The organism is Bradyrhizobium amphicarpaeae (assembly GCF_002266435.3).
Lineage (GTDB): Bacteria > Pseudomonadota > Alphaproteobacteria > Rhizobiales > Xanthobacteraceae > Bradyrhizobium > Bradyrhizobium amphicarpaeae.
Genome location: NZ_CP029426.2, coordinates 1169160 through 1188202, shown reverse-complemented (window position 1 = coordinate 1188202; position 19043 = coordinate 1169160). Strand labels below are relative to the sequence as shown.

The window sequence follows — 19043 nt, the reverse complement described above, 5'->3', positions numbered from 1 at the left end:
TCCGAATTTGCGAGCGGAGCGAGATTCATTCCTAGGTGCGGTCCGAACCAGGCTGTCTGCAATGTACGGCAACTGTCTCGTCACGGAACATGGCCGCATGGCGGTTTGTGCGGCCGGTGAGCATGACCATCATTGCTTCCATGCGCACTTCCTGGTGTTTCCAGGTAGTGAGGATGTTTCGTCCCTCGCCAGTTCGTACTTTGCCAACACCGCCGAGTTTTCGACGTTGGACGGCGCACTGGCCTTTGCTGCACTGCACCCTGAGTATCTTCTAACATCACCCAGCTCGAGCCGCCTATTTATCCATTCCACACCACTCAATGCTCCTCGACAGCTCGCCCGGTTCCTCGTGGCATGGAAAAATGGCAATGCGCATCTAGCTGACTGGAAAGCTTGGCCGCAGCGTGAACGCGCTATTTCCATCGCCAATACACTGCGGACCGCCTTCGTCTCGGAAGATCAATGCTAACGGATGCAAAGATCGATAGCGCGCTCAAGAAGCTAGCGGATTCGTTCCTGAACGAGCAACGCGCCGTTGAAGGCGGCTCCGACTTCAAGGGCTGGGGGCAATTCATCGGGCAGAAAAATCGAAACCAAGTCGGCCTGTACGGCACCTGCGCGGGAGTAATCTGCATTTCGCTAGCATACGGGTATCCCCGCATTCCGGCGCCGGTAATTGATTATCTCGTTTCACTCTGGAATGACAGGAACGTGCCGGGCACAAGAGGCGGACGTGACTTTGCGCTCACGGCAAGGCGCGCCTTTTTCTTGATGGCCGTGCGACAATCCAAACATCCCAAATTGCAAGCGATAGCCCCCGAAGCGGACCGTGAGCTGCGAGAGAGAATACTTTCCGATGGGCTTTTGGTAGGATGGCAAATCGACAAGTCCACGAGAGCTGCAACGGGGAATGAGACGGCGACGTGCGTTGCAATTCTAGCGTACGTCTTGACCGGAAAGAAGAGCGATATTCCCCCCGAGATGCTAAGAGCGGCGACCGCTCTACAGGAACGTCTAGAGGGAGCCCCCTCTTCGAATAGCGGCCTAAGAAAATTCTCTCTTTGCGCTCTTTGTCTAGCTCTGGACCAGGGGAACCTACGCCCCCGGATCAAACAGTGGATTGTGAGGAGCAAGATCACGCAGGAGACTCGCGGGCAAGACACTCTGGATTTTTGGGATTATGATTATCGGGTGGGTGAAGGCCTAATCTCTCGTCGCGACTACCTGCACGTTCCTGCAGATTCCGTTGACATTCTTTTGGCAAGTGGACTGACAGGCGACAAAGGGCAGCATCTAGAGGCGGTCAAGCTGGCCGATGAAGCGGCTGACTCGTTTATCGATTCAGGCGTTTACTTCGGCGGAAGAGAGAGGGCCACGAGCCTAAGCCAAGCCTGGGTTGCCTTGGCGCTTGAGCATTCAAAGAACCTGCTTGCGGCACGATCCGATCGCAAACGCTGGTATTCTTACTTTTGGCTTGGATCGTGAAGCGGGCGTGCAACCATGATAGTTCATGATCCCATTTACGGCGCATTTGAGCCACCAAGCTTCTTAGACCGTCTAATACTCGCTCCTGAGGTGCGCCGTCTCATGGGGGTTCGTTTGCTAAACGCACCGTCACCCTCTCTACCGACACTATCAGAGGTCCGACGGTTTTCGCATACGCTTGGAGTTCTAAGGTTAGCGCTCCTCAATCCTCATAACGGGCTAGCGCGAGACGAAGTTAGGGCGCTCTCCGCAGCGATTTTGATACACGATGCTGCAACTCCGCCGTTTGCTCACCTGCTTGAATATTACCTCAAAGATCGCGCTGGATGGGACCACGAAGCCGCGCTTCCTGATTTACTAACCGGACATAATTTGTTCGGGAACATCGCACATCAAATACTGCCGGGAGAGGAACTGAGATTCAAGCGGCTCTGCAGCGCCAGCAAGATCGATTTTGAATTGGTATTACAAATCGTGCGGAAGGAGCATCCCTCGTCCGCTTTGCTGTTCGGAGCGTTGGACTTCGACAACCTTGACAACGTCCTGAGAATGGCTTGGGCGCTAGGGCTCAGCACGCAATCGGCTTCGTTTCTGCAGATTGCGCGGGAGATCGGTGTTTCGATAGACGGGAAAATGCTCCTTTCAGAGCGTAACGCTTCGTCAGTCGAGGCCTGGGCGGAGACGCGTCGGCGAGTTTACGACATCCTGGTGTTCGACTCCATCACGGTCGCAACACAGGCGGTCCTTACCAAGGCGATTTCGCTGCTATTCAATGAAAGCGCCGTGTCGGAGATACATTGGGCCAATCGCGATCAAGACTTTCTCGATCTGCTAACGCGTGCACCAAAAACGAAGGATTTGATGCTGCGACATTTTCATCAAAGCCTTCCCTCCCAGGTCTTCGCGCTGCAAGTGCCTGGGTCGCTTGCGAGCCTGGGATTTTCGTCGCGCGATGCAGCGATTAGCTTGGTGGAGAAGCTGGCGCAGGACGAATTTGGTATCAAAAAGCCTTTCGGATACGCCTTCGTTGATAAGTCCGCGTTTTCGAAAAAACTAGAGTTCACCGATCCGGCTACAAGACACCGGTGGAATTTTGGTGCTGCGTCGCAGAGCATTGTGTTCTATTGCTTTGCCAACGAGGCGGAGAGGCCACCGCAGCCAATCCAAGAGCGATTCCAGAATATTCTGCTTAAAGAGCTGGGCGGGGCGGTTAAGGTAGATGTTGACACGAACGAAAACAATCGATTTGCGCGCTAGGTTGAAGCGTCTAGAGGAAGTCGATTGGGACTTCTCCACAAGCCGCAGTCAGTCGGCATTTTCAAGCCTTCACTGGCATCCCTGCCGTTATCCATCTCAGATCCCGGCCGTTCTGATCGGCGCACTGACTGAACCGGGCGAAATCGTTCTTGATCCTTTTCTTGGCTCCGGCACCACCGCAGTGGAAGCTCAGCGCCTCGACCGCCCTTGCGTCGGGGTAGAACTTAATCCCGTTTCGGCGTTGATGGCTCGCGCGAAGACACTATCGCGGAGCTCTGATCAAATAAGAAAGCTAGTAGATCGAATTCGCATCCTCGTGCGCCAGAATGCTAAGAGGGACGCGGTTCCTAAAACTGTGCAGAGCGAAAAATGGTATACGCCAAGGACACTTGGCGACTTGCGGAGATTGCGAAGCAGCATCGCAGAATTGCGAGGGGACGGTCGTGTTCTTGCCGAAGCTGCATTTTCATCGATCTTGCTGCCCGTATGCCGTGAAACGCGTCATTGGGGCTACGTCTGTGACAACACGACTCCTAAAGATAATCACGAGAGGGACGTGATTGATCTCTACGAAAAGGTACTAATTGGATTTGCCGAGGCTTATGAGGCGCGAGACACATATCGAAATGCATCGCAGCGTCGCGAGACGGCTGCTACCGAGGTGAAAATTTTGGAAGGTGATGCTGCGACCATCCTGGGAAACAAGCCGATCGATGGTGCGCAACTAATCGTCACCTCGCCCCCGTACTTCGGAGTGGCAGACTACGTGAAGGCGCAACGTTTAACTTTAGAGTGGCAGGGAGTAGAAATCGAACCACTGCGTCAGAAAGAGATTGGAGCGCGAAGCAAGAGGCACCGATTGGTTGCGGCTGAACAATACCTTGCCGAATGCAAGCGCGTGTTTGAAGGATGCCGGGAGGTCCTTGACCGAGGCAGAGCTTGTGCGGTCGTCTTTGGTGAATCAGGTGATCGAACCCCGATGAACGAAAAGTTTGAGCAGGTCGTAGAAAGCTGTCACTTCAAGCTACTTTATAAGCAGTCTCGTAAAATCTCGACAGGCCGCCGACAGAACCCCAGCCTACAAACGGAGCACCTCCTCATTTTTGCGTGAGCAACGAATGTCTAAACTCATCGACCTAGGCGAGCGAGAAATCCTTAAGCAGATCATTCCCCGGTTTGCGGAAGGCGCTGGAGATGATTGTGCCATTCTCCAAACTTCCGGCGGGCATCTTGTGGTCACCACCGATCCCGTGCCGCCTCCTGCAGCCGCTGCTATTGGAGGAGACAATGATCCTTTCTGGATGGGCTGGCTCCTCGTCACAATTAACGTCTCGGATTTGGCAGCAGCGGGAGCCGTCCCGCTGGGTTTTCTAGCGGCCATAGAATGCGAATCTGAGAGGACAACCGAGTCCTTTGAGCGTCTGTTGGAGGGCATACGGGCAAGTTGTGCGGCGGCTCAGATACCTTACGTTGGAGGCAACCTTCGGGAGGCCTCGCGGCTGTCAGCGGTCGGCACAGCATTTGGAATATGTGATTCATACTCACCCTTAACGCGGGTAGGCGCCAAAGAGGGGGACTCCATCATTAGCATCGGCCAAGGCGGGGTCTTTTGGCGTGACGCCTTGCGACTCTTGGACGGTAAGGACTTTGGACCGAAGGACAGCTCTCCAGTTTTTAAGCCCATATCTCAAATTGGTTTCGTTCACTGCTTAGCCCGGGAGCATCTCGTCAGGGCGGCGATGGACAACAGCGATGGCCTTCTTCCAAGCTTAAACGAGCTAGCAAGCAAGAATAGCCTTGGGATCGTCCTAAACCTTGAAGCACTCACTGTTCCGGGTCTAACCGCAGAAGAGAGCAGCAATGCTGCGCGTTACTGGTTAGGGTGGGGGGATTGGAACGTCATTCTTGCTGTATCGCCTGCGCATGAAGATCGGTTGTTTGAACTGGCTAATGCGTCGAAAGCATCCGCGCATCGAATCGGACGCTTTACAGCAGAACACCCCGGGCTAGTGACGCTGCAACGCGGGGGTAACACCGCTCTCGCGCCTCGCCTCGAATCCGAAAGATTTGCAAAGGATTCTTGGATGCTAAAGGGTGTTGGAGAGTATGTACGTATGCTGAAGGAAGTGCCACTCCCGTAGGATAGACCGAATGCCGGTGAAAATCTTAAGCCTAAGCGGAGGCGGGATTCGTGGCATCTTTCAAGCAGTATTCCTTCGGGAAATCGCGTCACAACTTGGGGTACCGCTCCGCGAACAATTCGATCTAATTGCCGGAACCTCGACGGGCGCTATCATTGCGCTCGGTATCGCACTCGACGTGCCACTGGGCGACGTGGTGGATTTATTCGAAAAGCACGGCGGTGAGATTTTTCCCGAAAACGTGAGGCGCGCGAGCCAGCGAACACTCTCGTACGCCTGCAAAGGGCCCATTTACAAGCAAGCGCGGCTTCACAGCCTGCTGACTGAAGTCTTCTCAGACGACGGCCGACAGCTTCAACTGAGAGACTGTGTGCCCCCCGTGGTTATACCGGCTACGATACTGGACCGTTATCAAATTAGGTCCTTTACTACTCTCGCACGGTGCGGCGCCCCCGAAAGTCTCGATGGAGAGCTATTTGCAGCGGACGTGGCGCTCGCAAGTGCAGCAGCGCCGCTCTTTTTTTCGGCCTATCGCCCGCGCGGTCGGCGTTCATCAGACGAACAGATACGAACTGAGGAACGGTCGTATACGGACGGAGGACTTTGGGCCAACAATCCGGTTCTCCAGGCTGTTATGACTGCACGGCGATGCCTGGATACTCCATTTGCCGACATGCGCGTCATAAGCGTTGGCAATGGTGAGATCCCGGGCGGGAGCGTGGGCCTTGACTTCAACAGCATGTGGCGCGCGCGAATGTTGAAGCCAACGCTCAACATGATGTTCGCCACACAGAGTGAACTTGCCGATCAAACGGTCGGAACATTGCTCGATGACAGCACATTTTCAGGCGCTAGAATGCTTAGGATCAACACACAGCTCGATGCTCCTATAGACCTAGACGACGCCAAGCTTGCAATCAGCCGCCTCAAGCCTCTTGCCGAAGACGAAGCTCGTGGAGCCGTCGGGAGATTCCGGCGATTACTGGGTGTGTGAGAGGTACTCAAGAACCTAAACCTGCTTCCCCGCAATAATCTCCTGCAACTTCGCCACATGCCGCGCGAACGCCCCGCGGCCCGCCGCGGTCGCGGTCACCTTCGTCTGCGGCTTCTTCCCGACGAACGCTTTCTTCACCGACACGTAACCCGCCTTGGCCAGCGTCTCGATATGCGCGCCGAGATTGCCGTCGGTGGCACCGGTCAGCTTCTTCAGTCGGGAGAACTCTAAGCCGGCGGACACGGGCAGCGCATTCGGCGCCGCCATGATCTTCAGCCGCAGCGGCTGGTGGATGATGTCGTCGAGCTCCGCCATCAGGTCCGCTACGCGAACAACATTGACGAGCTCGCTCTAGTTGTAATTTAATGCATGTGCGTCATTTCTAGGGGCCCGTAACATGCTTGATAAGCCAAACAGCGAGCCAGCGACATCATCAGGACCAGAGCAGACAAAAGCTAAGCAACGTGGCTGGTGGGCCTGGATTGTTGCCGCCGCAGTGGCGATAACCACATTTTTCGGTTGGGTAGCTGGGATCGATGTGGCGAAGCTCAGAGCGACGGGTGACCAGCTAAAGAGCTATGCGTTGGATTTCCTCCAAGGAGACGAGTTCAAGCTGCGCTCTGCAAAGCTGGTCTATCGCGAGCCCGCCGGCGACAATGACTACAGGGCATTTGTAGACGTGGTGGCGACGAATAAATCACTGGGAATGTGCCAAGCCGATCTCAACATCGGTCCGGGCAAGAAGTACCCAAAAAGTGAGGACATAACGGAAAAGAGAGACACGCATAATGGCTTCAAGCGCTTCTCGTTTGTCATTCTTAGGAAGGAATTTCCTCAAGAGGGCAAAATCCAGTTGCGATGCGAAAAAGCCACGTCTGATTGGGCTGACGTAGATTGGCCAGTGGAGGTAAAGCAGGAAAACTTCCCGGTTCTGGTAGCGGAAGACACTAGTCACGGCGGTCCACCAGCAGAAGCTTTTTTGTATTGTGGAACGGACGTGGCTGGTTGGGCCAAAATAAACCATCCAGAAGTTTGCAAATATATCGACGTTGTGAGAGGAGCCAGTTCCGACGGCGGTCGATGCGGACATAGCCATCTTGTTGTGCGCTGTTCCACGATTCCGTTGGACAGACCCGCTAAGTGAAATTGAAATCCATCATTGCGAGTTATTGTTTTCGGCGATCCACTGGGGCGCATCAAGAATGTGGGCACGGCCGAACCAGACGCTGGCTCCGAGAAGGACGCTCCGGAGCGTCGTGTGAAGAAGCTGGCTCGTGCGGCGACCCGAACCTCCCCAGCGAGGAGAGGTGAACTCCCTAGCTGGCGCCGCGGGGCGAAAATCCCTAACGTGGGGTCTGCCCCCAACACTCCGAATCGCTTGCAGATGCCCCCCGCGGAACAACTCAACAACGCCTTCGAATTCACCGTGTCCGAGCTCTCCCAGTCCCTGAAGCGGACGGTGGAGGACACTTTCGGCCATGTCCGCGTCCGCGGCGAGATCTCCGGCTTTCGCGGCGCCCACTCCTCCGGCCATTGCTATTTCGCGCTCAAGGACGAGAGCGCCAAGATCGAGGCGGTGATCTGGAAGGGCGTGCACGGACGGATGCGCTTCAAGCCCCAGGAGGGGCTCGAGGTCATTGCCACCGGCAAGCTCACGACCTATCCGGGCTCCTCGAAATACCAGATCGTGATCGAGGCGCTGGAGCCGGCCGGCATCGGCGCGCTGATGGCGCTGATGGAGGAGCGCAAGAAGAAGCTCGCCGCCGAAGGGCTGTTCGACGAGGCGCGCAAGCAGCTGCTGCCGTGGCTGCCCGAGGTGATCGGCGTGGTGACCTCGCCGACCGGCGCGGTGATCCGCGACATCCTGCACCGATTGGAGGACCGCTTCCCCCGCCGCGTGCTGGTGTGGCCGGTGAAGGTGCAGGGCGAAGGCTCGGCCGAGCAGGTCGCGGCCGCGATCCGCGGCTTCAATGCGCTGCCGGAGGGCGGCAGGATTCCGCGGCCCGACGTCCTGATCGTCGCGCGCGGCGGCGGCTCGCTGGAGGACCTCTGGTCGTTCAACGAGGAGATCGTGGTTCGGGCGGCCGCCGAGAGCATGATCCCGCTGATCTCCGCGGTGGGGCACGAGACCGACATCACGCTGATCGATTTCGTCGCCGACAAGCGCGCGCCGACGCCGACCGCCGCCGCCGAGATGGCGGTGCCGGTGCGCAGCGATCTGTTCGTCGAGGTCGCCGATCTCGGCCGCCGCACCCGCGCCTATTGGCAGCGCAGCCAGGAGAGCCGCCGCAGCGAGCTGCGCGCCGCCGCGCGCGCGCTGCCGGCGGCCGGCGACCTGCTCGCCATTCCCAGGCAGCGGCTGGATTCGGCGGGCGCGTCGCTGCCCCGCTGTCTCAAGGCCAACACGCACGCGCATTTCCGCAGGTTCACCGCCGCGAGCGCGAAGCTGACGCTGCGGGTGCTGCACGGCCAGATCTCGCAGGCCGATCATCGCCTGACAGTGTGCGGCGAGCGGCTCGGCCTGTCCGCACGCTCGCTGCTGCGGCGCCGGCGCGATCGCTTTGCCGGGCTGGAAATTCGCCTGCGCGCCTCGAAGCTCGCCAATGCGCAGGCGCAGCGCAACGCCATTGCCCGCCAGCGCGAGCGCACGCATCGCCTCTCAGAACGCGCCGGCCGCGCGCTGCTCACGCTGCTGCAGCGGCTCGAGGCCCGCATCGACAACAGCGGCAAGCTGCTGTCCGCCTTGTCCTATCGCAGCGTGCTCGCGCGCGGCTTTGCGCTGGTGCGGGACGAAGCCGGACATCCCGTGCATGCGGCGGACAGCGTCGGGCCCGGCGCACGCCTCGAGATCGAGTTCGCCGATGGCCGCGTGGGTGCGACGGCGGATGCGGATCGTGCAGCTCCAACGGCCAAGCACGCGCCGGCGCAGCCTAAGCCGGCCGCGTCGGACGCAAAGCCCGCGCCCAAGCGCGTGGCCAAGCCGGTGGGTCAGGGCAATCTGTTCTGAGGCGCGAGAAGCGAGTGCTCCATTCCCGTCATTGCGAGGAGCCCTTGCACGACGATCTGGAGACAGCGCGTAGTCTCAGACCCGTCATCCTGAGGTGCGAGGCTTGCGATGCGAACGCATCGCAAGGTGAGCCTCGAAGGATGTACGGCCGCGATGCAGCCGGGCTGTCGCCCTTCGAGGGCCGCTGAGAAGCGGCCACCTCAGGGTGACGGCGATGGATTGGTGAACTTCAGCGGCACGACAATCCCGCGTCGATCGTGGTCCAGAAGCCGCAATGCTCCGCCGCGCGCAAGGGAGCGCCGGCGTGGGCCTCGTAGAGGAAGATCGCGACGGTGAAGACGGCGAATGCGGAGAAGAGTGTAATGCGCATGAGGATTGCGTTTAATCGACATCGTGGTCGAACTAAGGCGCCGTCACCTGCTGAAACCCGCATCGCGCGCGATCCGTAGATTCACGGTCGGCCCTTCTCCATGCAGGGCGGTGGCCGATGCGGGGCTGTCCGCCTCCTGTTGTTCCCCGGGCGGCCCCGCTTCTGGAGCCCGAAGATGTCGCCCGCATGAGCGCAGCGATATGCGGGACCCCTCGCCCCGGATATCGCTTGCGCTCATCCGGGCTACCGAATTACCGCGTCAGCCAATGCGCGACGTCCTTCTGCGACTCCGCGCGCGCTTCGGCATCCGTGCCGAGATGGCCGTGCTCGGGCGCGGCGGCGTCGTTGCTGCCGCCGGCTGCGTGCAGCTGCGTGTTGGCGCGGTCGAAATCGTGATAGGCGCCGGGATAGACCACGATGCGTGCGAGCGCGCTGCGGCCATGCGCGCCCTCGACCATCTGGCGGCAGGCCGGCGGCGAGGAGACGTCGTCATTGGCGCCGATCAGCACCAGGGTCGGCACCCGCGTGCTCCAGCCGAGGCCGGCGGAGATCCGGCAGTCGGGATAGAATGCGATGGCGGCGCGAAAATCCGGCCCCGGATCGCGCGCCGTCGCGACTTGCGGCCGCACCGCCCACAGCAGCGCGCTGGCGCCATTGGCCCAGCCGATCAGGCTGACGCGGTCGCGCGCCACCCAGGACTGCTTCATCAGCCAGGCGCGCGATGCCGCGATATCGATGACGCGCTCGCGTCGCGCGCTGACGTGCATCTCCTTGACGCGGCATTGCGGCCCGAGCTCGCGCGAGCCGTAGCTGTCGGGCCACAGCACGGCATTGCCGGTCTTGAGCAGACGCATCGCCCAGTCGCGGTAGCGCGGCAGCACGGGTTCGGAATGGCTGCCGAGGCCGCCGCAGCCATGCAGCGCGATCACGGTCGGAAACGGCCCCTCGCCTTCGGGCTTGAACAGCTGCGCATGCAGGATTCCCGACGACAGCGGGATGTCGACCTGCTGCGGCGCAGGCGCGGCGGACGCGGCCGACATCAGCAGCATCAGGAACAAGGCGGTCAGTCGAAGGCGCATCGGATTCTGTCGCAGGAGGTGCCGCACGGCCGCAAGCCCTATCATGCAGACACGGCGGCAAAACATCACAAACCGGTGGGTTTACCGGGCGGACAAGCCACCCTATCTATGCTACATCCCATCCAACACATCGTGCCCTCCAGGGTTTCCCGTTAAAGGTTTCCTTTAAGTTTTTCCTGGCAGCGGCCTTCCGCGGAGACTTTCGACCGTGCTGAACAAGTTCGGCCCCTCGGGCCATGGCGAAGCGCAAGTGCAATATCTCGACGGCGACTTCCGCGTGATCTCGCCGGGGACCTATGTGCGCTGTGCCATCACCGACGTCAGGATTCCGCTCGACGAGCTGAAATACTGGAGCGTCGATCTGCAGGAGGCCTACGCCACGCCCGCCGCGGTGCTGCAGCGGCATTTCCCGGGCGAGCTGAAGCCGCAGGCGTAAGACGGCCGGCGGTTGTTGCATGAGAGAACTCCTGATCGGATGAGATCAGTACGAGTCGCGCGATGAATGTCGCCTGAATGCAGTTGCCGTAGCTGGTGCCGTAGGGTGGGCAAAGGCGCAAAGCGCCGTGCCCACCATCTCACTTCACATTCGACGAGAGATGGTGGGCACGCTTCGCTTTGCCCACCCTACCAGATCACCGCCTGGAGAACCTTCGCTCGCGCGCCTTGTAGAGCTGGTCGCTGATCAATTGCCGCAGCTTGGCCGGGTCGTCGAATTCGAGCTGAACCGCGAACGGCACGATTCCATCGGGCACGCCCTCGCTGCCGCGCAGGCGCGCAAGGTCCTTTTCGGTCGTCACCAGCGTCAGCTGCTCGCGCGCGGCATCCGCGGCGAGCGCTGCGATCTCCTCGCGGGAGAACATGTGGTGGTCGGCAAAGGGCCGCGTGCGCGCGACCGCGATGCCGCTCGCGCGAAGGGTGCGGAAGAACCGCTCGGGATCGCCGATGCCGGCGAAAGCGAGAACATTTTTGCCGAACAGTTGCGCGAGCGAGGCTGCATCCGGCTTCAACCGCGCGCGCAATTCCGGCTTGCCGCGGCTGGCGAGCGCGGAGGCGACATCGTCGGCGGCATGGCCGTCGCCGATCAGCACCAGCGCGTCGGTGCGGTCGAGCTGCGCCTTCAGCGGCGCGCGCAGCGGACCGGCCGGAAATATCTGGCCGTTGCCCAGGCCGCGTTCGCTGTCGATCACGATCAGCGAGGCGTCCTTGAGCAAACGCGGGTTCTGGAAGCCGTCGTCCATCAGGACCAATGTGGCGCCTTGCGATTTCGCCAGCGCGATGCCGTCGAGGCGGTCTCGCGCCACCACGACCGGGACATCGCGCGCCATCATCAGGGGCTCGTCGCCGATGTCGGCCGCGGTGTGGCGTATGCGGTCGACCATGACCGGGCCTTGCAAGCGCCCGCCATAGCCGCGGCTGAGCACCACCGGGGTCTCGCCGAGCTCGCGCAGGAGCCTGGTCAGGGCCAGCACGGTCGGCGTCTTGCCGGCGCCGCCGACATGGTAATTGCCGACGCAGATCACGGGGATGCCGGCATCCGTGCCCTGGCGCAGCATGCGCCGTTGGGTGATCGCGCCGTAGAGCGCTCCGAGCGGCCATAACGCGAATGACGGAAGAGAACGTGGCCGGTACCAGAAGGCCGGCTCACGCATTGGCGGCTCCCATCTCGATCCGCAGCTGCAGCAGATACGGCTCGAGCGCGGTCATGGTGCGGTTGAGCGCGCCGCCGAGATCCTCGACCACGCCCGCGCCTGCACGCTGCATCTTCTCGCGGACCGTCGGCTCGGCCAGCAGCAGGCCGAGCTGCTTGACCAGCGCCTCCGGCGTGTCGGCCTGGCGCGCACCGCCGCTGCCGTCGAGCGCCTCGTAGACATCGGCGAAGTTGAAGACGTGCGGGCCATGCACGACCGCCGCCCCGAGCTTGATCGCCTCGATCGGGTTCTGGCCACCATGGCGGATCAGCGATCCGCCCATGAACACGATCGGCGACAGCCGGTAGAACAGGCCGAGTTCGCCCATGGTGTCGGCGACATAGACGTCGGTGGTCGCGGTCGGCAGCTCCTCGCGCGAGCGCAATGCCGGCTTCAGGCCCGAGGCCGTGACCAGGCCCGAGATCGAGGAGCCGCGATCGGGATGGCGCGGCACGATCACGGTGAGGAGCTGCGGGAAGAAGCCGGACAGGTTGCGATGCGCCGCGACCAGCATCTCGTCCTCGCCCGGGTGGGTCGAGGCCGCGACGATGATGGGGCGCCCGCGCGTCATCGCCATCAGCCGTTCGAGCTTGGCGGGATCGGCCGGCGGCGCCGGCACGTCGAGCTTGAGGTTGCCCGTGGTGACGACGTCGCGGCCGCCGAGCGTGGCGAAGCGTTCGGCATCGGTCCTCGACTGCGCGAGGCAGATGTCGAAGCGCGACAGCAGCGCCGAGATGGTGCCCTGCATGCGCCGCCAGCGCGGGAACGAGCGCGGCGACATCCGTCCGTTGATCAGCACCATCGGCACCCGGCGCGTCGCGCCCGCCAGGATCAGGTTCGGCCACAGGTCGGATTCGATGAACAGCGCCAGCGACGGCTGCCAGTGGTCGAGGAAGCGCGCGACATAGCGCGGCGAGTCATACGGCACGTATTGATGGATCACGTCGGGCGGAAACCGCTTTGCGACCACGGTCGCCGAGGTGACGGTGCCCGAGGTCAGCAGGATGCGCAGATTGAGATCGCGCAGGCGCTCGATCAACGCCGCCGCGGCCAGCACCTCGCCGACGCTGGCGCCGTGGATCCAGACCAGCGGGCCATGCGGCCGCACGTCCCGGGACAGGCCACGCCGCTCGCCGACGCGCGCGGGATCCTCCTTGCCCTGCTTCAGCCGCCGCCTGATCAGTGCGGGCGCAAGCGGCACCAGGCCGGAGGCCAGGCGACGATACAGCCGCAGCGTCAGCGGCAGCGAGCCGGGCAACGACTTGGGCAACGACTTGGGAAGCAATTTAGCCATCTTGAGGCCCAGGACGGCCGAGTTGCGCATAGGCGCGGCGGGTCGCCTCGTTCAGCGTCTCTTCGAGCTCAAGCCGCAACGCTTCCATCATGGCGGCGTCGGCATCGGCGGGAACATGGATTTCCTTGATGCCGACCAATGCGCCTCGCCCGAATGGAAGATTGATGGTGGTGCGGTCCCAGTTCTTGAGCCGGACGAAGCGGCTGGTCGCCATTGCGAAAGGCATGATCGGCCGCCCCGATTCCCGTGCCAGCATGATAATGCCGAGCCCGGCCACGCGCGAGCGCTTGGGGACATCGGCGGTCAGCGCGACATTACAACCGGCCTGGAGCGTGCGCACCATTTCCTTGAAGGCGCCGACCCCGCCCTTGCGGTGGAAGGCGCCGCCATGATCGCCGGAGCCGCGGATGGTGCCGATGCCGAGCCGCTCCGCGGCGATCGCATTGAACTCGCCGTCGCGGTGGCGGGAGATCAGCACCTTGGCGCGATAGGAGGCCTTGTTCTGGTTCTTGATGAAGGGCGTGAGGAAGTGCTGGCCGTGCCAGAACGCGAAGATCGCAGGGAGCTGCGGCTCGACCTGGTCATAGACGTCGGGCGGATCCAGCGTGAATGTGTTGGTCCGCCAGACCAGACGCAGATATTCGGCCGCCAGAACCCCGACGGCACGCTGAAACCAGCTGCTTCGCAGCGTATTGCGAAGCAGCTTTTTCAACGCGCCGGTTCTTGATTCGGGTCGAGCAGCCGGTGGAGATGGACGATGAAATAGCGCATCTGCGCGTTGTCGACCGTGCTCTGCGCCTTGGCCCGCCAGGCGGCGTGGGCGGTCGCATAATTCGGATAGAGGCCGACGATCTCGACGTCGTCGAGATTCTTGAAGGTGTTCTGCGTGAGGTCGACGAGTTCGCCGCCGATCACGAGGTGAAGCAGTTGTTGCGGGGCACTATCTGGCATGAGTTCTGTTCCTAACGGGCTGCCCGGCAAAGCAGTGTTCGAGAAGCACGACAAAAAGCGCTTTAGGCCAAGGGACGGTTTCGAAAATGCGCGACAATGCCCGCATGACGATCGCGTCCCGCTGCCACCAGCACCCCGTGCGCCACTTCCCGGCGGTTATAGAGGATGGGTTCTCCGGAGAGGTCGCTCATCCTACCATCGGCTTCCTGCACGATCAAATCGGCCGCCGCAAGGTCCCAATCATGGCTGTTGCCCCCCGCAAAGGCCGCATCCAGCGCGCCATGGGCGACCCGGCACAGGCGTAGCGCCAGCGAGCCGATTCGCGGATGCAGCTTGATCTCGCCGCCCGAGCTGTTGAGCCGCTCGACCATCGGCTTCGGGCCGGCGACACGGGAGAAGTCGAGCGTGGATCCGGGCGAAGCCTGCACGGCTGCGCCGTTGAGCGTGGTGCCCCGGCCGCGTGCGGCGAAAAAGAACTCGCCGCTCACAGGCGCGAACACCGCGGCCAGCACCGGCGCGGTATCCTGGACCAGCGCGACGCTGACGCACCAATCCTCATGGCCATTGAGATAGTTGCGCGTGCCGTCGATGGGATCGACGATCCAGGTCAGCCGCCGCGACAGCCGCGCGGCATCGTCGGCGCTCTCCTCCGAGAGCCAGCCGTAATCCGGCGTCGCGCCGCGCAGACGCGCTTCGAGCAAATCGTTGACGGCGATGTCGGCTTCCGACACCGGCGAGGACGCGCCCTTGGTCCACTTCTTCAATTCGGTGCGGAACATCGATTGCGCCAGCGCGCCTGCTTCGCGCACCGTGTCCTGCAGCAGCGCCGCATCGCGCGTCTGAATGGTCTCGCCCGGGGCGTTCGCCTCAACGTCCGCCAAGCGTCAATCCCTCGATGCGCACCGTCGGCGCATTGATGCCGTAGCGGAACTCGAGATTGTTCGCGGGCTGCATCGACTTGAAGATCTCGAACAGATGGCCGGCGATCGTCACCTCGCTGACGGGATAGGTGATCTCGCCGTTCTCGATCCAGAAGCCGGAGGCGCCGCGGCTGTAATCGCCGGTGACGCCGTTGACGCCGGAGCCGATCAGATCGGTGACGTAGAAGCCCTGCTTGATGTCGGCGATCAGCTCGGCCGGGGTCGGCGTGCCGGGTTCGAGATGCAGATTATACGGCCCGGGCGAAGGCGACGACGAGACGCCGCGATGGGCATGGCCGGTGGTGGCAAGGCCGAGCTCGCGCGCGGTGGCGCAGTCGAGCAGCCAGGTCGTCAGCACGCCCTCGTCGATCAGCGCGATCTTCTTCACCGCAACGCCCTCGGCGTCGAAGGTCTGCGAGCGCAGGCCGCGCTTGCGCAGGGGATCGTCGATGATGCGGATGTTCTTCGCAAACAGCTGCTGACCGAGCTTGTCCTTGAGGAAGCTGGTCTTGCGCGCGATCGAGGCGCCGTTGATGGCGCCGACGACGTGACCGACCAGGGAGCCGGCGACGCGCGGATCGAACACCACGGGCACCTTGCAGGTCTCGACCTTGCGCGGATTGGAGCGCGCCACGGTGCGCTCGCCGGCGGAACGGCCGACGATGTCAGGCGACAACAGGTCGGCGGCATGCGGCGCCGAGGTGAAGTCGTAATCGCGCTCCATGCCGGTGCCTTCGCCCGAGATGGCGGTCGCCGAGATGCCCTGGCTGGAGCGCAGGTAAGAACCGTGGAAGCCGGTCGAGGTGACCAGCACCATCCCGCCCATGCCCGCGGACGCCGAGGCGCCGCCGGATTTGGTGACGCCCTTCACGGCGAGGGCCGCAGCCTCGGCTTCGAGCGCGCGGCGCTCGAGCTCGGAGGTGGCCGGCACATCGGGATCGAGCAGATCGAGATCGGGGAAGTCGCGTGCGAGCAGCGATGGGTCCGCGAGGCCGACATATTTGTCGTCGGGCGCGACGCGCGCCATCGCGACCGCGCGTTCGGCGAGCTTGGTGACGGCATCGCCGCTGGCGTCGTTGGTCGAAACCACCGCCTGGCGCTGGCCGACCAGCACGCGCAGGCCGACGTCGTCGCCCTCGGAGCGTTCGGATTCCTCGACGCGTCCGTCGCGCACCTCGACGCCTTGCGAGACGCCGCGCACCGCGACTGCATCGGCCGCGTCCGCGCCGGCGCGCTTCGCCGCCTCCACCAGCCGCTGCGCCAGATCCGACAAAGCGGACTGGTCGAACAGGTCGCGGCTGGCCTTTGACCCGTTGTTTGACCCCTTGGAGGAATCCTTGGACGAAAACGTCGAGCTTGCGGATGGTGAAGAGTTCACGAACGAAATCCTGTTGGGGCGGGGGTTCGGGACCGGAACCCACAGATGTGCCCTGATCGCGCGGACTTCAAGCATTTTCAGCCTGCCAAAAGCTCAGATTCGCAGCTTTGGCGCAACGTCTCGTCAATCATGCGTGCCAAGCTCTTGTCAATCATGAGCAGCAGTGACGGTGGGTTAACCAGCCTTTTTAAGCGGTTTCGGAACGCCGCGCGCTAAGGTCCTCGCATCGACCGGGAACATAATCCCGGCGGGGAGAACTAAAGCCGTGAGGCGTCAAACAGCAACATGCGGGATCGCTCCCGCCGGGTCGAGCCGCTCACTGCGGCTCGACCCCCTTTCCCTTCCGGTCCGCTTCGATGCGCACGATCCGCGCGCCGACGGATACACGAGGCAAATCGAGCTCCATCGCGAACGCGTCGTGCTTCGCCGTGCCGTTCGCGGCATGCAGATGGCGATCAACGTCCGCGTCAGCGATTTCACCGGCGTCGCATTGCGCGGCAATGACGAGGCACAGACCCTCGTCCTCGTGCATCGCGATCCCTCACTCTCCGTTCCGCTGCTGGTCAGCAACGATGGCGACGAACTCGTCGAGGCCTTGGCGATCTGGAGCGAGCTGTTCGCGCTCCCGCAGCTCGACGAAGGCGCGCGCAAGCCCGCACCTCGCCGCCGCCGCGCCAATGCGATCCGCGCCCGCCGCCCGAAATTCCTGATGCGCCGCCGCGTTGCGATGGCGCGCGAGGTGATGGTTCATCACGGCGAACGCGAGATCATCGCGCGGAATTGAAGGTGCCGTAGGGTGGGCAAAGCGCAAGCGTGCCCACCTTTTCTATCAATCATTGAGAGAACGTGGGCACGGCGCAAGGGCGCCTTTGCCCACCCTACAAGACCTACGCCGCCCGCATCACCGCGTCGGCGAGCAATCCCGCAAACAGCAGCAAGCCGGCATCCCTGTTCGACTTGAACAGGCGCAGACACAGCTCGGGATCCTCGATCCGCAAGCGCACGATCTGCGAGGCCAGGTGTGCGGCGAAGGCGATCAGCCCGAGCCAGGCCGCCCAGCGCGCATCGGCGGAGGCCAGCGCGACGCCGATCAGCATCACAGCGAGCCCGTAGAACAGGATCAGCGCCTGGTGCGTGTGCGCGCCGAACAGGCGCGCGGTGGACTTGACGCCGATCAGCGCGTCGTCCTCGGCGTCCTGATGCGCGTAGATCGTGTCATAGCCGATCACCCATGAAATCGCGCCGGCATAGAGCACCATCGCGGTAACGTCGATGCGTCCGAAGGTGACGGCAAATCCCATCAGGGCGCCCCAGGAGAAGGCGAGCCCGAGCACGATCTGCGGCCACCAGGTGATCCGCTTCATGAAGGGATAGATCGCGACGATCAGGAGCGAGGCAATGCCGGTCGCGATCGCGAATCGGTTGAACTGCAGCAGCACGATAAGGCCGATCAGCGCCTGCACGACCAGGAAGACCAGCGCCTGCTTCGTGCTGACCTGCCCCGAGGGCAGCGGCCGCGAGCGGGTGCGCTCGACCTTGGCGTCGAGGTCGCGGTCGGTGATGTCGTTCCAGGTGCAGCCCGCCCCGCGCATCACGAAGGCGCCGATGAAGAACAGCACGATGGTGAGCGGCAATCCGCGGACGTCATGCGCCATGCCGCTCGCGAGCGCCGCCGACCACCAGCACGGCATCAGCAGCAGCCAGGAGCCGATCGGGCGATCGAAGCGGGACAATCGCAAATAGGGCCGCGCCCATTGCGGCGCGAGCGTATCGACCCAGTTGCCGGTGGAATCGGCAACGCGGGCGGATGTGTCGCTCATCTTGTGAGGACGTTGCCGTTGAGCGTGTCGAAGGTGCTGCCGCCCTTCCTGCCGGCATTGGCCTCGGGCGCCGAGCCCGAACCCAGCACCTCGCTCAGCGACGGACCCGCCGGGCCGCGCGGCTGGTTCTGCATCTGCTGCGCGACGTTGCAGACCTTCGTCGTCATGGCCTCGGTGTTCTTGTGGCCGGACTTCATCTGATCGCCAACCTGCGGCGGGATTCCGCATTTGGCGGCGTGGGTGTCGATATACTTGATCATCTTCGACTCGGCCTGGCTGAAATTGCGGATCAGCTTGCAGGCCTCGTCCGGAGGCGCGTGACGATCGCTCGCGGCCTTGATCAGCTTGCCGCGCTTCTCGGCTTCCTCGCGCAGGGGAATGAAAGCCTTCATGCAGTCCTCCCCAGGGCCGCCCTGGGTCGGCGGGGCCGCGCTGAACGCGCCAGCGCCACCGACGGGCGCGGCGCCGTTCACGGGAAAGGACGATTGCGGCGCCGTGCCGACCGAAGCAATCGGCGCCGAGCCGTTCACCGGGGGAAACGCGGAACTGGTTGGGGCCTGGTTCGGCAGCGGCGCCGGGAAGGCGCTTTGCGCAAAGGCGCCCGCGGCGCTCAGGGTGACCATGGCGGCAGTGATCGGAACCATCAAATGACGGATCAT

21 protein-coding genes are annotated in these 19043 nt (G+C 62.5%); 10 read left to right on the top strand and 11 right to left on the bottom strand.

What is annotated here, in order from left to right; genetic code table 11:
• The first annotated feature begins 97 nt into the window (after positions 1 to 97).
• The 6 genes from CIT40_RS05745 to CIT40_RS05720 all read left to right on the top strand — a co-directional run bounded on the left by CIT40_RS05745 (position 98) and on the right by CIT40_RS05720 (position 5877).
• A complete protein-coding gene (locus CIT40_RS05745; RefSeq protein ID WP_148667171.1) occupies positions 98 to 469 on the top strand; it encodes a hypothetical protein in 372 nt (123 codons plus the stop codon).
• A complete protein-coding gene (locus tag CIT40_RS05740) occupies positions 463 to 1485 on the top strand; it encodes a hypothetical protein (protein WP_094894960.1) in 1023 nt (340 codons plus the stop codon). Before CIT40_RS05745 ends, CIT40_RS05740 begins: the two co-directional genes overlap by 7 nt.
• A 258-nt stretch (positions 1486 to 1743) precedes the next feature.
• Positions 1744 to 2742 carry a hypothetical protein gene (locus tag CIT40_RS05735; protein WP_148667170.1) on the top strand — a complete coding sequence of 333 codons (999 nt, stop codon included), beginning with the start codon at positions 1744 to 1746 and terminating at the stop codon, positions 2740 to 2742.
• Positions 2705 to 3853 (top strand): DNA methyltransferase, encoded by a 1149-nt coding sequence (locus CIT40_RS05730; RefSeq protein WP_094894954.1) that lies wholly within the window; start codon positions 2705 to 2707, stop codon positions 3851 to 3853. The genes CIT40_RS05735 and CIT40_RS05730 overlap by 38 nt, the downstream gene beginning before the upstream one ends.
• Positions 3854 to 3860: 7 nt before the next feature.
• Positions 3861 to 4883, top strand: a complete 1023-nt coding sequence (locus CIT40_RS05725) for a thiamine-phosphate kinase (protein WP_094894951.1) — start codon at positions 3861 to 3863, stop codon at positions 4881 to 4883.
• Positions 4884 to 4893: 10 nt separating this feature from the next.
• Positions 4894 to 5877: a patatin-like phospholipase family protein gene (locus CIT40_RS05720; protein WP_094894948.1), complete on the top strand. Its 984-nt coding sequence runs from the start codon at positions 4894 to 4896 to the stop codon at positions 5875 to 5877.
• Positions 5878 to 5892: 15 nt separating this feature from the next.
• Here CIT40_RS05720 and CIT40_RS05715 read toward each other — a convergent pair whose 3' ends face one another.
• Positions 5893 to 6192, bottom strand: a complete 300-nt coding sequence (locus CIT40_RS05715; RefSeq protein WP_094894946.1) for a winged helix-turn-helix domain-containing protein — start codon at positions 6190 to 6192, stop codon at positions 5893 to 5895.
• Positions 6193 to 6274: 82 nt separating this feature from the next.
• Between CIT40_RS05715 and CIT40_RS05710 the strand changes: the two genes are divergently transcribed.
• Together CIT40_RS05710 and xseA are read left to right on the top strand one after the other, a co-directional pair.
• Positions 6275 to 7021: a hypothetical protein gene (locus tag CIT40_RS05710; RefSeq protein WP_148667169.1), complete on the top strand. Its 747-nt coding sequence runs from the start codon at positions 6275 to 6277 to the stop codon at positions 7019 to 7021.
• 240 nt (positions 7022 to 7261) lie between these two features.
• Positions 7262 to 8884, top strand: coding sequence for an exodeoxyribonuclease VII large subunit (gene xseA, locus CIT40_RS05705; RefSeq protein WP_094895157.1), 1623 nt, complete (start codon positions 7262 to 7264; stop codon positions 8882 to 8884).
• A gap of 229 nt (positions 8885 to 9113) precedes the next feature.
• Here the strand turns inward: xseA and CIT40_RS05700 are convergent, their stop codons facing one another.
• Together CIT40_RS05700 and CIT40_RS05695 are read right to left on the bottom strand one after the other, a co-directional pair.
• Positions 9114 to 9254, bottom strand: coding sequence for a hypothetical protein (locus tag CIT40_RS05700; RefSeq protein WP_162307301.1), 141 nt, complete (start codon positions 9252 to 9254; stop codon positions 9114 to 9116).
• A 251-nt stretch (positions 9255 to 9505) separates the two neighbouring features.
• Positions 9506 to 10333, bottom strand: a complete 828-nt coding sequence (locus CIT40_RS05695; protein ID WP_094894933.1) for a dienelactone hydrolase family protein — start codon at positions 10331 to 10333, stop codon at positions 9506 to 9508.
• A 208-nt stretch (positions 10334 to 10541) separates the two neighbouring features.
• Between CIT40_RS05695 and CIT40_RS05690 the strand changes: the two genes are divergently transcribed.
• On the top strand, positions 10542 to 10769 hold the full coding sequence (locus CIT40_RS05690) for a DUF2093 domain-containing protein (protein ID WP_094894930.1): 228 nt from the start codon (positions 10542 to 10544) through the stop codon (positions 10767 to 10769).
• A gap of 196 nt (positions 10770 to 10965) precedes the next feature.
• Here CIT40_RS05690 and lpxK read toward each other — a convergent pair whose 3' ends face one another.
• From lpxK to CIT40_RS05660, 6 genes are all read right to left on the bottom strand, one after another.
• The gene (gene lpxK, locus CIT40_RS05685; RefSeq protein ID WP_094894927.1) at positions 10966 to 11982 is read right to left on the bottom strand and encodes a tetraacyldisaccharide 4'-kinase; all 1017 of its coding nucleotides are present in this window, start codon (positions 11980 to 11982) and stop codon (positions 10966 to 10968) included.
• On the bottom strand, positions 11975 to 13315 hold the full coding sequence (locus CIT40_RS05680) for a 3-deoxy-D-manno-octulosonic acid transferase (RefSeq protein ID WP_244611915.1): 1341 nt from the start codon (positions 13313 to 13315) through the stop codon (positions 11975 to 11977). The genes lpxK and CIT40_RS05680 overlap by 8 nt, the downstream gene beginning before the upstream one ends.
• Entirely contained in the window at positions 13308 to 14027 is a 720-nt protein-coding gene (locus CIT40_RS05675) for a lysophospholipid acyltransferase family protein (protein WP_094894921.1), read from the bottom strand. The genes CIT40_RS05680 and CIT40_RS05675 overlap by 8 nt, the downstream gene beginning before the upstream one ends.
• Positions 14024 to 14266, bottom strand: a complete 243-nt coding sequence (locus tag CIT40_RS05670) for a DUF4170 domain-containing protein (protein WP_063197361.1) — start codon at positions 14264 to 14266, stop codon at positions 14024 to 14026. Before CIT40_RS05670 ends, CIT40_RS05675 begins: the two co-directional genes overlap by 4 nt.
• A gap of 62 nt (positions 14267 to 14328) precedes the next feature.
• Positions 14329 to 15075, bottom strand: coding sequence for a 3'(2'),5'-bisphosphate nucleotidase CysQ (locus CIT40_RS05665; RefSeq protein WP_414645421.1), 747 nt, complete (start codon positions 15073 to 15075; stop codon positions 14329 to 14331).
• Between the two features lie 58 nt (positions 15076 to 15133).
• Positions 15134 to 16564, bottom strand: coding sequence for a TldD/PmbA family protein (locus tag CIT40_RS05660; RefSeq protein ID WP_162307363.1), 1431 nt, complete (start codon positions 16562 to 16564; stop codon positions 15134 to 15136).
• Positions 16565 to 16829: 265 nt separating this feature from the next.
• On the opposite strand from CIT40_RS05660, the gene CIT40_RS05655 reads away from it, so the two are divergent.
• Positions 16830 to 17348 carry a DUF6101 family protein gene (locus CIT40_RS05655; RefSeq protein ID WP_094894914.1) on the top strand — a complete coding sequence of 173 codons (519 nt, stop codon included), beginning with the start codon at positions 16830 to 16832 and terminating at the stop codon, positions 17346 to 17348.
• Positions 17349 to 17451: 103 nt separating this feature from the next.
• Here CIT40_RS05655 and ubiA read toward each other — a convergent pair whose 3' ends face one another.
• Both ubiA and CIT40_RS05645 read right to left on the bottom strand, forming a co-directional pair.
• The gene (gene ubiA / locus CIT40_RS05650) at positions 17452 to 18384 is read right to left on the bottom strand and encodes a 4-hydroxybenzoate octaprenyltransferase (RefSeq protein ID WP_094894911.1); all 933 of its coding nucleotides are present in this window, start codon (positions 18382 to 18384) and stop codon (positions 17452 to 17454) included.
• Positions 18381 to 19043 (bottom strand): hypothetical protein, encoded by a 663-nt coding sequence (locus tag CIT40_RS05645; protein ID WP_094894908.1) that lies wholly within the window; start codon positions 19041 to 19043, stop codon positions 18381 to 18383. The genes ubiA and CIT40_RS05645 overlap by 4 nt, the downstream gene beginning before the upstream one ends.